The organism is Kiritimatiellaceae bacterium, assembly GCA_013141415.1.
Classification (GTDB): domain Bacteria; phylum Verrucomicrobiota; class Kiritimatiellia; order Kiritimatiellales; family Tichowtungiaceae; genus Tichowtungia.
This window is the reverse complement of the sequence record JABFQY010000007.1, coordinates 39,578-52,632: the sequence shown is the minus strand read 5'-3', so window position 1 is coordinate 52,632 and position 13,055 is coordinate 39,578. Positions and strand designations below refer to the sequence as shown.

The 13,055-nt window shown below is 55.3% G+C and carries 12 protein-coding genes; 8 read left to right on the top strand and 4 right to left on the bottom strand.

The window, feature by feature from the left end; genetic code table 11:
* Window positions 1–79: 79 nt before the first annotated feature.
* A complete protein-coding gene (locus HOO88_09755) occupies window positions 80–550 on the bottom strand; it encodes a cytidine deaminase (protein ID NOU37038.1) in 471 nt (156 codons plus the stop codon).
* Between the two features lie 149 nt (window positions 551–699).
* On the opposite strand from HOO88_09755, the gene HOO88_09750 reads away from it, so the two are divergent.
* The gene (locus HOO88_09750) at window positions 700–1,221 is read left to right on the top strand and encodes a nitroreductase (GenBank protein ID NOU37037.1); all 522 of its coding nucleotides are present in this window, start codon (window positions 700–702) and stop codon (window positions 1,219–1,221) included.
* A gap of 3 nt (window positions 1,222–1,224) precedes the next feature.
* Here the strand turns inward: HOO88_09750 and HOO88_09745 are convergent, their stop codons facing one another.
* Window positions 1,225–2,097 carry an EamA family transporter gene (locus tag HOO88_09745; protein ID NOU37036.1) on the bottom strand — a complete coding sequence of 291 codons (873 nt, stop codon included), beginning with the start codon at window positions 2,095–2,097 and terminating at the stop codon, window positions 1,225–1,227.
* 2 nt (window positions 2,098–2,099) lie between these two features.
* Window positions 2,100–2,654 (bottom strand): peptide deformylase, encoded by a 555-nt coding sequence (def, locus tag HOO88_09740; GenBank protein NOU37035.1) that lies wholly within the window; start codon window positions 2,652–2,654, stop codon window positions 2,100–2,102.
* A 42-nt stretch (window positions 2,655–2,696) separates the two neighbouring features.
* Here def and HOO88_09735 point away from each other — a divergent pair, with 42 nt between their 5' ends.
* The 4 genes from HOO88_09735 to HOO88_09720 all read left to right on the top strand — a co-directional run bounded on the left by HOO88_09735 (window position 2,697) and on the right by HOO88_09720 (window position 6,903).
* A complete protein-coding gene (locus HOO88_09735) occupies window positions 2,697–4,850 on the top strand; it encodes a DUF4080 domain-containing protein (GenBank protein ID NOU37034.1) in 2,154 nt (717 codons plus the stop codon).
* A 72-nt stretch (window positions 4,851–4,922) separates the two neighbouring features.
* Window positions 4,923–5,558, top strand: coding sequence for an AAA family ATPase (locus HOO88_09730; protein NOU37033.1), 636 nt, complete (start codon window positions 4,923–4,925; stop codon window positions 5,556–5,558).
* 90 nt (window positions 5,559–5,648) lie between these two features.
* Window positions 5,649–6,155 carry a hypothetical protein gene (locus HOO88_09725; GenBank protein NOU37032.1) on the top strand — a complete coding sequence of 169 codons (507 nt, stop codon included), beginning with the start codon at window positions 5,649–5,651 and terminating at the stop codon, window positions 6,153–6,155.
* Window positions 6,156–6,318: 163 nt separating this feature from the next.
* Window positions 6,319–6,903, top strand: a complete 585-nt coding sequence (locus tag HOO88_09720; GenBank protein NOU37031.1) for a MarC family protein — start codon at window positions 6,319–6,321, stop codon at window positions 6,901–6,903.
* A gap of 4 nt (window positions 6,904–6,907) precedes the next feature.
* On the opposite strand, the gene HOO88_09715 is transcribed toward HOO88_09720, so the two are convergent.
* A complete protein-coding gene (locus tag HOO88_09715; protein NOU37030.1) occupies window positions 6,908–8,302 on the bottom strand; it encodes a hypothetical protein in 1,395 nt (464 codons plus the stop codon).
* A gap of 81 nt (window positions 8,303–8,383) precedes the next feature.
* On the opposite strand from HOO88_09715, the gene HOO88_09710 reads away from it, so the two are divergent.
* From HOO88_09710 to HOO88_09700, 3 genes are read left to right on the top strand one after another with little or no spacing between them, the layout of a single operon-like run.
* Window positions 8,384–8,767 (top strand): GxxExxY protein, encoded by a 384-nt coding sequence (locus HOO88_09710; protein ID NOU37029.1) that lies wholly within the window; start codon window positions 8,384–8,386, stop codon window positions 8,765–8,767.
* A 48-nt stretch (window positions 8,768–8,815) separates the two neighbouring features.
* Window positions 8,816–10,537, top strand: a complete 1,722-nt coding sequence (locus HOO88_09705) for a hypothetical protein (protein ID NOU37028.1) — start codon at window positions 8,816–8,818, stop codon at window positions 10,535–10,537.
* The gene (locus HOO88_09700) at window positions 10,537–12,999 is read left to right on the top strand and encodes a hypothetical protein (protein NOU37027.1); all 2,463 of its coding nucleotides are present in this window, start codon (window positions 10,537–10,539) and stop codon (window positions 12,997–12,999) included. The genes HOO88_09705 and HOO88_09700 overlap by 1 nt, the downstream gene beginning before the upstream one ends.
* The last annotated feature ends 56 nt before the right edge of the window (window positions 13,000–13,055 follow it).

Genomic DNA, 13,055 nt, shown 5'->3' with positions numbered 1-13,055 from the left:
CTTCGCTCCGTTGCTGTCGTTCCTCCAGCCTCTGCCTTCGGCGGTCGACATTCCTTGTTCAATATTCGTTATTCGACATTCAACCTGACTTCTCCCGCACAAACTGGCGGCAGGTCACACCGGCTTCTTTGAACAGCGCTTTGGCCTGATCGTTGAAGTGGTACTCATGTTCATAGACCACTTCCGCCAGCCCGGCGTTGATCATCATCTTTGTGCACATCAGACACGGACTGATCGTGCAATAGAGAATTCCGTCCTTCACCGAAATACCGTGATAGGCCGCCTGCACAATCGCGTTCTCTTCGGCGTGACAGCAGACGCAGTCGCCCAACGAGCTTCCCGATGGCGCTTCGGAGTTACAGCGTGTACATCCGCCTTCGTCGCAATTGGCGATTCCGCGCGGCGTGCCGTTATAACCGGTCGAAATAATCCGCCGGTCGCGCACAATCACCGCCGCCACCTGACGGCGGCAGCAGTTACCCCGCCGCGCCACCACATGGGCGATGTCCATAAAATACTCATCCCAGCCGGGACGTTTGTGTTTAGTCATGCGGCGCATCCTATTTCATAACCCCGCAAGATTCAACAGTTTCGGGGTTAACTCGGCGATGTTTTCTAATCTCACTATACGCTCAGATTCTTTTGATTGCTTGGCTTGCCTGACCGCCTACTGTAAAAATACAGCGTCGAAAGGAACCTATGAAATTCATCGAATTGGCAAAAAAGCGCGTCAGTGTCCGCTCGTATAAACCGGAACCGGTTTCCGATGAACTGCTCAACGAAGTGCTGGAGGCGGGCCGCCTTGCGCCGACCGCCTGCAATCTTCAGCCGTTCCAGTTCATTGTGGTGCGCGAAAAAGAAAATCTTGCCGCGCTGGCCGCCGGTTATCCGGGCGACTGGTTTAAAGAAGCGCCGGTGGTGATCGCTATTTGCACGCAGGCTTCCAAAGCCTGGAAGCGGTCGCGCCACGACGAGCGCTGTCTTATTGATGTGGACGGTGCAATCGCCGCCGACCACATGACGCTGGCCGCCGCCGATATCGGCCTCGGCACCTGCTGGATCGGCGCGTTCGATCCAAAAATTGTCCGCAAGGTGCTTGGTGTTCCGCGCACCGTTGAACCGCTGGTTTTGCTGACGCTCGGCCATCCAAATGAAAAAGGCCGCCCGAAAACCCGCCAGCCGATTGAAAAACTGGTGCGCTACGAGAAGTGGAAAAATTAGGCACTATTTTGGACGCCGCACCAGCGCGACAACCATTCCTATAAGAATGAATGCGCCGCCGATAAGCAGCGGCACAGTCAGCGTTTCACCAAGCACGATCATGGCGAAAAGCGCGGCCAGAAACGGCTTCAGGAAAAAGGCCATCGAGCCAATACCGGCTTCGACGTGGCCGATGCCATAGATAAACAAAAAATAGCCGAGCGCTGTTCCGACCAGCGCCAGATACGCAATGCCAAGCCAGTCGGCCTGCCCGTATGTCGCCAGCGGAAATCCTTCAAATCCAAACGCCAGCGGCAGAATGCAAAGTCCACCGATCAGTCCGGCAAACGCGGTGATCGGCAATGCGCCATACCGCGGCGTCATTTTTTTAAACAGCACGGTATAGAGCGCAAAGATGATGATGGCAACCAGCATCAGTAAAAGGCCGAGAGCCGAAACCCCGTCAGCGCGTTCATAGGCCAGTACGGCAATTCCGATCAGGCAGAGCGCAACCGCCCCCAGTTTGCGCGCCGTAATTTTTTCCGGCAGGACCAGCGGGGCAAAGAGAACGACAAAAACCGGATTGCAGCTGAAGACCAGCGCCGCGACGTTGGCTGGTAGAAAAGTGATGGAAAGGTGGTAGAGACTCGACATCAGCGTTACGCCGAGCAGTCCAAGTCCTGCCAGCGCGGCGGCATCGCGGCGATCAAATGCTTTTCCGCGCAAAGCGTGCGCGGCAGGAATACACAAAACCAGACCGGTAATGATGAAACGGAGCGCCGCGAGCCAGAACGGATAGTGACCGGCAACCGCGCCTTCGGCCTGCATCAGCTTGGAAGCTACCTCAATCGTGCTGAACAGTACGATCCCGGCCAGCAGTGCCAGAAGTCCGCGCATGGTTAATATCCTCTGCTCTTATACCATTTTTTGATGCCGCGCAGTCGCAAGGCGTGTTTGAGCTTCATGGTCGGCGACATATGATCAACCAGCAAAATTCCGTTGAGGTGATCCAGTTCGTGCTGAATGGCGCGGGCCAGCAAGCACTTGGCATTGATCACCTGAGTTTGCCCGTCGCGGTCGAGATAGCGCAAAACCACTTCGGCGGGGCGCTCGACCGGAATATACAGTTTCGGAAAACTCAGACAGCCTTCTTCGGCGATCGCGGTTTCCTCGGACTCGCCGATAATTTCCGGATTAATGAACGCCTGCGGCATTTTAACGCCGGGATTATTCGGCAGACCCTGTTCGTCTTTGTCGGCGGCAGCCGGAACGTCGAGTACGAAAATGGCTTCAGTGTGTCCAATCTGTTCGGCGGCCAGACCGATACCATCCTGGGCGTACATGACGCCAAGCATACGATCAGCCAGCGCACGGATTTCCGTCGTGACCTCTTTGACAGGTTCTGACTTTTTACGCAGAACCGGATTTCCATAGACACAAATGGGACTCGCCATTTTTCTCTCCTCAACCTTGGATAAAGCGCGTATTTGTAGCTCATGGACATTGTTTTCTCAACGTTTAATGCCCGCTATTCCCACACCGCGCTCGCCCTGCGCTGTTTGCGGGCCAATCTCGGCGACCTGCACGACCGCTCAATCATCGTTGAGTTCGACAACAGCCTCTCTCCGCAGGCTGCTGCCGAAAAACTGCTGGCGCACAATCCGCAAATCGTCCTTTTCAGCGTGTATATCTGGAACCTGACCGTCACCGCCGAAACCGCCGCCATCCTGCGTACCGTCCGCCCGGATCTGAAAATCGTCATCGGCGGGCCGGAAGTCAGCTACGAATACACAAACCTGACTCTCTTCCACATCGCCGACCACCTGATCTGCGGCGAAGGCGAAGCAGTAATCGAAGAGATATGCCAAACGCTCCTAGGCAAGCGGGACGCTTGCGATACATCCGCCGTATCGCAAGCGTCCCGCTTGCCCTGTTTCAATCCGGTTCAAGAAGTCCGCCAATCCCGCCGCAAAAACCTTCCGCACTGGGCTCAGACCGACTGCACCTACTTTGTCACCTTCCGTCTCGCCGATTCCATTGCCCAATCGCACATCAGCGAATACAAAGAACTGCGCGAAAAATGGAAGGAACATCATCTCCCTCCCTATACCGAAAGCGAGCAGACGCAATTTGACGAGCTCTTTTCGGAGAAAGTGAACGGATGGCTGGATGAAGGTGCCGGAGCGTGCATTCTCGGCAAACCGGACATCTCTAAAATCGTCGCTGACACGCTGGCTCACTTTGATGGCGAACGCTACGAGCTCGACGAGTGGGTCATCATGCCAAATCATGTTCACGCACTGGCAACGCCGCTTCCTGGTTTTGAGCTCAAAGACATCCTGCACTCTTGGAAATCGTACTCAGCCCATGCGATCAACAAAGTCACCGGACAAAAAGGTGACGTCTGGAAGCATGAAAGTTATGACCATATTGTCCGGGACATGGAAGAGCTGCTTCGCATCCGCAACTACATCAGGAACAACCCGGCCAAAGCCGGATACGGCGAAGAGGTGAGACAAGGCAAGCGGGACGCTTGCGATACATCTGCCGTACCGCAAGCGTCCCGCTTGCCTTGTCTTGAGTCTCGGCTGCCGAAAGTGATCGAAGCGCCGCCCGCCGATTTGAAAACCGTCGCCCTGCCCTACGACGAATACACCGCCGACGACATCGCCCACCGCCGTATCTACGTCGAATCGTCGCGCGGCTGTCCGTTCCATTGCGAATATTGTCTTTCCGCGCTCGACGAAACCGTCCGCTTCTTTCCGCCGGAACGGATTTTCCCGGAGTTTGAAAAACTGATTGAACGCGGCGTGCGGATTTTTAAATTTCTCGACCGCAGTTTCAATATCAACGCCGCGCACGCCGCCGCCGTCCTGCGCTTCTTTCTAGAAAACCGGCGTGACGGCATGATGCTCCACCTCGAATGGGAACCGGAACATCTGCCGCCGACACTCGAAAAGCTGATCGCGGAAGCGCCGCCGGGATTTCTCCAGCTTGAAGTCGGCGTACAGACGTTCAACCCCGAAGTTTCCAAACGGATTAACCGCCCGCTCGACGCGGAAAAAGTTGAAGCACATATCCGCACCCTCGCCGCCATGCCGTCGGTTCATTTGCACGCCGACCTGATCGCCGGATTGCCCGGCGAAACACTGGCAAGCATCGCGGCAGGTTTTGATCGGCTGCACGCCTGCGGGCCGGACGAGATCCAGCTTGGCATTCTGAAAAAACTACGCGGCGCGCCGATCGCCAAACACGATGTCGCATGGCAGATGGTTTATAATACGTCGCCGCCGTACGACGTACTGCAAACCGCCGCGCTGAGTTTTATCGAACTGCAACAGCTCCGCCGCTTTGCCCGCTTCTGGGACATCATCGTCAATAACGGACGGTTCCCGGAAACCTCCAAACTGATCTGGCAGAACCAGCCATCCGTTTTCGCTGCCTTCATGGAATGGAGCAACTGGATTTACGAACAGACGCACACCACCTTCGGATTCACACCAACGCGCCTCGCGCAACTGTTGGAAGAATTTCTAATCGGAACACGCGGACTCGGCGCAAAAACCATCCGCCACGCAATTGATAACGACCTCGCCGCCCGTTCCGCCGGAGCCAAAGGCATGGAACGGCAAACCAGAAAAAAGAATTAGCCACGAAAAACACAAAACTCGATACCCAATATTTCCGTGTTTTCTGTGTATTCTATGGTAAAAATCCGGCTTATGAAACCACCACGCATCATCGGAATAGTCGGCGCATCGGGATCGGGGAAGACCTCGATTGCGCGAGAACTGGCGGAGCTGGCCGGAAACGCCAGTCTGATGTCGCAGGATAACTATTACATCAGTCTGCCCGATGACGTGGATGCCAAGAACTGGAACTTTGATGACCCCGCCGTGGTTGATCTGGAGCACCTTGCCCGCGATCTGGAGGCTTTAAAGCGCGGCGAAACGGTCGAAGGCCCGCATTACATTCACGCCACACACAAGCGCACAAAAGAACCGATCATCCTGAACCCGGCTCCGCTGATCATCGTTGAGGGTTTGTTTCTGTTCACCAACCGGCATCTGCGCGACGTGTTCGATCAAAAAATATTCGTCGATCTGCCGTTGGCAACCTGCCTGGAGCGGCGTATTGCGCGCGACATCGTCGAACGAAGCCGTACCGAACAGGAAATCCGTCAGCGCTGGGCCGAACAAGTCGAGCCGATGTACCGGAAATATGTCGAACCGACCCGCGCCTTCGCCGACATCCTGCTCGTTCCCGCCGAGCGCGGCACACCGGAACGCAAGGAACAGATTGCAGACATTCTGGAGTGCGGACGCAAGCCGCAGGCGCGAGGCCGCTCAGCGTACTGAAAGCGGTGTCGCGTTTCACTTGCCGCCGCACTCCAAATCTCTTAATTTCTTTCCATGAAAGAAATCTCTTCGTACTGGCCACATGCGCCAATGCACCGATTGCTGGAGCGGGGAACGTACATGGTGACCGGCGGGATATATCTTAAACAACCGATTTTGAATGCTCCGGAAAAGCGGTCGCTTGTGCGCGATATGCTTTTCGAGCTGGCAAAGAAATATAACTGGCAACTCCAAGCGTGGGCGGTAATGAACAATCACTACCACGTCATTTCCAGCTCGCCGGACACTCCAGAGTCGTTAACAACACTCATCGCCCAGCTTCATGAATACAGCGCCAAAAAGCTGAACCGGATGGACGGCGCAACCGGACGCAAAGTCTGGCACAATTACTGGGATTCGCACATTACCCACCAAACGTCTTTCTTTAGCCGCCTGCGGTACATTCATCAGAATCCGGTTCATCATGGTGTCACGGAAGATGCGTCTTCCTATGAATGGTGTTCCCAGCGCTGGCTGGAACAAAACGCGCCACGATCATTTGTAAACACGCTCGCCCGCTTCAAGACCGACTCGATCAATGTGCAAGATGCATTCTGAAAAGCGGCCTCGCGCCTGCGGCTTGCGTCCGCACTCCAAAATTGCACAACGGAACGCTATCCTTCTGGAGTGCGGCGGCAAACAACGTGCGACGCCGCTTTGATTCAGAGCGGCCTCGCGCCTGCGGCTTGCGTCCGCACTCCAGAAGAGGCACAATTCCTTCATGAACACGTTCTGGCTTTGTTTTGTTCCGCTGTTTGTCGCGGTGGATGCTGTCGGTGTCCTGCCGATGTTTCTGTCGCTGACGGACGGCCTTGATTCCAAACGGCTGCGCACAGTGATCATTCAATCCGTTCTGACAGCCGCCACGGTCGCGGTTGTTTTCGTTCTCGCCGGGCCGATGCTGCTGCGTTTTATGGGAATCACGGTTCCGGATTTCATGCTGGCGGGCGGACTGCTCCTGCTGGCGATTTCACTGAGCACATTGCTTGGCGAAAAAAAAGTTCAAGAAGTCGATGTAGCCAGTCTTGGCGCTGTGCCGATCGGCATTCCGCTGATTACCGGCCCGGCGGTGCTAACCACCTGTATTCTGCTGGCGAACACACACGGGAAAACCATCACGTCGGTGGCGGTCATTCTGAACATCGTGATTGCCGGGCTGGTATTCGGATTTGCCGGGCCGATCACGAATCGTCTGGGTCGTACCGGTTCAAAGGCCGTTTCGAAGGTAGCCAGCATGCTGCTGGCGGCTATCGCGGTAATGCTGATGCGTAAAGGTATTTTTGCAATGATCGCCGCCGCGCACTAAACCGTCAGCGGCGTTTACGGTGCGACGGAACGGAAAGAGTTCCGTTGAAGAATTCGATGATGTGCCCTTTTTCAATCAGCCAGCGAAGCGGATTAAGAATTTCTTTGACCGCATCGGAATTCTTTTCAACACCGGGCCGCAGGCCTTCCACAAGTTGATCGCGGGTCGAACCGGGATGCTCCGCCAGATATTCAAGAACGACGCGGATATGCGCCGCCGTTTTTTCGGGCTGAACCGGATCGGGTTTCACGGATGTGATGAAGTTGATATTTTTGCCGGCCTTGAACGTCTCTAAGTGCAGATGGCGGAAGGCTGCGCGCAGAGCAAACGAAACGGACAGCGGGAAGCGGCTTTCGCGTTCCCACGCCTCGCGTACCATGCGGATCAGGTTGTAGTCTTTGATTTTGCGGGCCAGAGAGGAAGGAAGCACGGCGCGGCTCACTTCTTCAACCTCGGCTTCAGCGATCTGTGTACGGACATATTCTTCGGCCTGCACCAGCATAAAATCTTTCACTTCGTCTTCAGGAGCATCCTTGAGCCGGTAAACGGTTTTTTTGGAGGATTCCAGTTTCCACTTGGCGATCAGCTCTTCGTCGCGGACGGTTTGGACTTTTTCCTTAAAGCGGTCAAACGGCATGCCGGAAAAGCGGGCGTTATAAACTTCCTGAAGACGTGCGGCATAGCTGTGGTGATTGGGCGGGCCGATCAGCACGTCGCCGATTTTCCCAATCATCGGAAACACGCCGGTCGGCGGTTCAACTTCAATATCCTCTTTGGTAAAGAAATCTTCCAGATGGTCGTCGAGAAGCTGGTGAACCAGTGCGTCGCGGCTGGTGGCAACCATCTTGGAGCGCTTGCCCTGGTAGAGCTTAAACTCCTTCGCGCCGGGCTGAATTTCGATTTTGACCAAATGGCCTTTCGGGTCGGCCAGAAACAGATTGGCCAGATCCATCAGCGGATAAGCGCGCTTGCTATGATGAATCTGACGCACCATCGAAGCCAGCCATTGCTGTTCAGGCAGAAACTTGATTTCGACCGGCAGTTCAATCCGTTCCGGACGCGGCGTAAATTCACGGCGCGGCTCTTGCGCAACACGCTCTCCTTGCGGAGCACGCGGCGGCGGACGACCTGCACCGCCGAACGCATTCGGACGGTCGCCGGAAGAACGTTCGCGCGGCGGACGCGCTGGCCGGGCCGGGCCGTCCCGACGGTCACTGCGTTCGCGGCGCGGGCCGTCGTGGCGGTCGCGCGACGACGGACGTCGCTCGGGGCGGTCGTCGGATGCGTAGTGATTAGCGGCGGGCGCTTTCTTGGCCCACTGCGGGACAAAATTAAGATCGAGGAGAATGTCCTCATCGGGCCGGGACACATTCTGCGGGATATCTGTTTCTTCGGACATGGGGTAAAACCTTTTGATTTGAGCGGGCATTAGTATACGCTTTCCGATGTTTGGAAAAGGAAAAACAGGGGTTAACCACGGATGAACACAGATCGACACGGATTGTTTTCAGAGAAAGAAACTCAGGAAATCATCGGTTGTGCCATGGAAGTCCTTAATGAATTAGGCCATGGATTCATTGAAAAACCCTATGAAAACGCCTTAGTGGTTGAGTTTGTGCGTCGCCGGATTCCATGTCGTCAGCAAAGCCGCTATGATATTCTCTACAAAGGTGTCAATGTCGGAACATATGTCCCGGATCTGATCGCCTTTGAAACGGTCGTCATCGATGCAAAAGTGATCGACCGAATCACCGACAATGAAATCGGCCAAATGCTGAATTACCTGAAACTAACCGGCTTGAGAGTCGGACTGATCATTAATTTCAAAAGAGCTAAACTGGAATGGAAGCGAGTCGTTCTCTAACTTTGTATATCTGTGTGAATCCGCGTCCATCCGTGGTTACTATTGATTATGAAAAACACCGCCGTACCGCATAAGGAACTCGAAAAGTACTCCTCCGCCGTCACCCTGTCGGATATGGAGATTTTTGTTTTCCCTGAACTGCTCTACGCCCTGCTGCTCGCCAATATCATGAGTCCGCGCATCTGGAAATGGCGCGACGATCCGTGGTTCGCCAAAATCGACCAGATGAATCCGCGCAAAAAAATCGACCGGCTCAAGCAGTACATCATTGATCATTACGAGTTCAACCTCGACCTCGACACATGGGGACTGACCGACCAGCAGACCGAGATGAACCGCTTCGCTCCGTTCATGGACACCAAAACCATCAGTGCCAGCAATGCGCTTTTTGGCTACGAAGGCGACAAACACTATTTCGACCTCGATATCCGCCGCCACTTTGGCCTCGAAAAATACACCTCCGAGGTTATTCCGTACTGGAAAACGGAAACGGTCGAGGCGATGGATGCGTTCCGCCGCCGCGAAGGTTACCGCACCGGCGCGGGCGAATGCGTCTCGCTTTCCACGCTTTACGCCGCCGCGCTGTTCATCGTCTGCGGCATTCCGCTCGAAGATATTTTTCTGATGGCGACGCCGCTCCACTCGCAGAACTTTGTGGCGGTCGGCGACGGAGTCCTCACCAACAACCGACGCATCGTCACCAAAAATATGTGGTTCAACGGTACCGAGCTGACCGATAAGGCGCAACGCGCCCTGCGCCACGAACAGATCACCATGGTATTCAACAATACCGGCTACGTGCACTGCGTCTATCCGGAAGCCACCATGGAACCCGCGCACTACGAACGGTTCAAAAAGCAGATCGGCGAATACCTTTCCACCGAAATCACCTTTGAAATCCTCGCCAACTTTCTGCGGCAGAATTCAAAGTTCCAGAAATGTTTCCAGATCTGTCACGAGTTTCACGGAAAGAAGCGGTGGATATCCGCCGAACGCGCCTATGCCTACGAACACAGCGCGCCGTTTAAAGTCGGCGATAAAACCCGTGCCCAGCTGCTCGAAGAAATCGACAGCGATGAATTCTACTGCGAGCCGATTCCCGGACGCATCTGCCTGCCGAAGCTGGAAGAATTTTTCAAAAACAATCCGATCCAGCACTACGATGCCGACAGCATGGCGGAACTCGGCAAGAAACTCGAATGCAGCAGTTCCGGTAAAAACGAGATGCTGGCCGAGCTGGCCAAGTTCGTCCACCTCGAACCGGAATTCCCGGCCATTGAAAGCAAAGTGTCCAATCCTTGGAGTAAATTAGAGATCGTTCCCGGCATGGCGCGCGAAGAAATCATCGCCTATGTCGAATCCATGCGGACGGAAAACCGCTCCGCCGATCTCGCCTTCTACGCCCTGCGCGATCTCAGCCGTACCGACTGGACGCCATTTCTCAAAGCCGCGCTGGAACGCAATCCGGTCTGTATCGAAGCGACAAAATCACTGAGTGATGAAGACCTTATTCGAACACTGGAAGCCATGAGTTCAGAATCGATTTACGACGGCGCGCGCCTCGCCCAGCCGGACGAAATCTGGAATTACAAAACCGGCGACGGCGTTGAAAAAGCCATTCTGCTCGCCACTATTTTTAAACGACGGTATCCGGCGGAAGAAATCGATCTGGCTGTTTTCCCGGACCGGGCTGAAATACGGGTTAACCGCCAAACAATCGCTTTCGAGTCATCGAAGGGACTGACATTTAAAACTGCGGCAGGAAAATAATGGAACTGAAAACCAATAAACCGCACTGGCAGCCGCTCGAAGTAATCACACTCGCCGGAGTTTCCGGCGGCGGAACTCTTTCCATACTGGACGGTGCCGGTGTTGAATACGTCCGGATCCCGGCGATGCCGGAAGTCCGGTTCACCGTCGGCGGTGCGCTGGGAACACATACGGTTCTTCATCTCGATAACGACAACCGCTTTCTGGAAAGTCTGTCTTTCCGCGTCGATACCGCCACACGGATTGCGGATGGCTCCGGAAAATATGCCAGGTTGCTACAACTCCTCTATCTCACCATGGTCAACAGCCTAGCCGAACGTCGTCTGGTGGACGGCAAGGTGTATCACTATTTTGTCTGCTGGCTGCGGGACCACACTCACACGATGAAGGGCATGAAGTATTTCGACGGCGATCTGAAAACCGGACTTGAGTTGTACGCCGACACACAACGCGCCGACGGAATGGTGTACGACCGGATTGCCAGCAAGCCCGACGTACAAGGCTGGCGGGATCACTCGTTTAAACCCGGCGACTTCGTCCGGACGGTTAACCCCGGTACAAGTCAGTCGGCGACACTTCAGCGGATTCCGGTTGAGAACGACGTTGAGTATCTGTTTATCGAATGTCTCTACTTCACATGGAAAGCCACCGGTGACACTGGCTGGATGGCGCGCTATTTGGACAACGCGATTCGAGCCGTGAAATACGCAACGACCGATCCCTACCGCTGGAGCAAACGATTTCAGCTCCTGAAGCGCGGCTACACGATCGATACTTGGGATTTCATGCACGATGACGATGTGAGTCTCACGACAGGCGATAACGTCGTCGATATCGACAAAACAACTTTCGGCGTTATGCACGGTGACAATACCGGTATGGCAGCGTCCTGCCGCTATCTGGCTGAAATGCTGGAGTCCGCCGGACGAAGCGGTGAAGCGCCCGCTTACCGGAAATTGTCTGACGAGTTAACGGCGCGCCTGAACGATCTGGCGTGGAGCGGAACCCATTACCGCCACCACGTCAGCGAAGACCCTTCGTTTGCACGCGACTTGGGCGGCACGGATGAAGCGGCGCAGGTTTCGCTCTCTAACGCTTATGCGCTGAACCGTGGAATCGGCACCGATAAATGTCAGACCCTTCTTCAGACCTATCAGCGCATCCGGGAAGAAATGCCAGCGAACAGCCCCGGCGAGTTCTATTTGATCTATCCGCCGTTCGAGCATGGATTCGATAAACAGGATGTAAAATGGCAGTACATGAACGGCGGCGTTTCGACCATCGTGGCCGGAGAACTGGCGCGCGGCGCTTTTGAAAACGGGCAGGAAAAATACGGTACGGATATTCTGGATCGTCTGCTCGGACTGGCCGAACGTCACGGCGGACACCTGCATGTCTGTTTCAATGGAAACCCGCAAACCGAACCGCCCTGCCCGCGTACATTTTCTCCGGCAGATTTGAGTTCCGCGAGTCAGGTCACGGCGGCGTGGCGTCCGGAAGGCGGTTGGGGAGACTCCGGCAACGATCTGTCACGGATGCCGATCGGAAAGCAGGAATTCTGCGGAGTTCCATTCACACTCGACGCCAGCAAACAAGGTCTGGGTCTCGCGGCGAAGAAGCCGGGTTTTTCAAAAGAGGTGCGTCTGCCGGTCGGCAAACGTCACGCTTCGCTCTACCTTCTTCACACGATCGATTCAAAGGGTTCATTTACCGGAGAAATGGTCGTCCGCTATGCCGACGGAGAAACGGTCTGCAAAGTCATTCAGGCGGGCGAACAGCTGGAAGATTGGTTCATGCCGGGTTCCAAAGAAATCCGCGGACGGGAAGTTCATGAAAAGAAACTGCCGAAAGGCTGGCCGCCCTATCAGCTCGCATGGCGCGGCGCGAACGATTCGTTTGAAAACGTAGGCCTTTTCGTCTGGGGCTGGGATAACCCGCGACCGGAAACTGAAATCAGCGAAATTGTTTTTCGCACCGCCAGCACCGGCGGAGCCTGGTTTATTCCGGCCATGACCTGGTGCGATCAGCCCGTCTGGTTCCGGCAGAGTGAACTGTCTTTCGGAATCCCGGACTGCTGGGGCGCCGGTGCCGTGGTCTATGCACTGATCGAAGGATTGGCCGGTGTGGTGGATAACGGACTGGCGTTCAGCCGGACGACCGTCACGCCGCGCTGGGAAATCAGCGGCGAGACGTGCGCCGACGTCACCGTTCACTATCCGGCCTCCGGCGGCTACGCGGCCTATCGGTGGAAAAAAACAGATTCAGGACAGCGGATAACACTGACAAGTTGCGCCGACGAAATAATGCTCCGCCTGCTTCTTCTGGATAATCAAACCGTGAAGGAAATAACCGTAAACGGCACACCGGTGAAAGCAACTATCGAAACCGTCGGCGAAAGACGCTACGCCGTGGTTCCCTGCCTCGGCCACGGCGTGTTTGATGTGATATTGGCCTGTCTGTAGGCCGGGTGCCCCACCCGGCGCAAACGCCCGCTGAGGGCAGCGGGCCTACAGTTCAA

Coding starts and splice junctions, on each gene's coding strand:
- HOO88_09755 (NOU37038.1), bottom strand. CDS start 550: ATGACTAAACACAAACGTCCCGGCTGGGATGAGTATTTTATGGACATC.
- HOO88_09750 (NOU37037.1), top strand. CDS start 700: ATGAAATTCATCGAATTGGCAAAAAAGCGCGTCAGTGTCCGCTCGTAT.
- HOO88_09745 (NOU37036.1), bottom strand. CDS start 2,097: ATGCGCGGACTTCTGGCACTGCTGGCCGGGATCGTACTGTTCAGCACG.
- def (NOU37035.1), bottom strand. CDS start 2,654: ATGGCGAGTCCCATTTGTGTCTATGGAAATCCGGTTCTGCGTAAAAAG.
- HOO88_09735 (NOU37034.1), top strand. CDS start 2,697: ATGGACATTGTTTTCTCAACGTTTAATGCCCGCTATTCCCACACCGCG.
- HOO88_09730 (NOU37033.1), top strand. CDS start 4,923: ATGAAACCACCACGCATCATCGGAATAGTCGGCGCATCGGGATCGGGG.
- HOO88_09725 (NOU37032.1), top strand. CDS start 5,649: ATGCACCGATTGCTGGAGCGGGGAACGTACATGGTGACCGGCGGGATA.
- HOO88_09720 (NOU37031.1), top strand. CDS start 6,319: ATGAACACGTTCTGGCTTTGTTTTGTTCCGCTGTTTGTCGCGGTGGAT.
- HOO88_09715 (NOU37030.1), bottom strand. CDS start 8,302: ATGTCCGAAGAAACAGATATCCCGCAGAATGTGTCCCGGCCCGATGAG.
- HOO88_09710 (NOU37029.1), top strand. CDS start 8,384: ATGAACACAGATCGACACGGATTGTTTTCAGAGAAAGAAACTCAGGAA.
- HOO88_09705 (NOU37028.1), top strand. CDS start 8,816: ATGAAAAACACCGCCGTACCGCATAAGGAACTCGAAAAGTACTCCTCC.
- HOO88_09700 (NOU37027.1), top strand. CDS start 10,537: ATGGAACTGAAAACCAATAAACCGCACTGGCAGCCGCTCGAAGTAATC.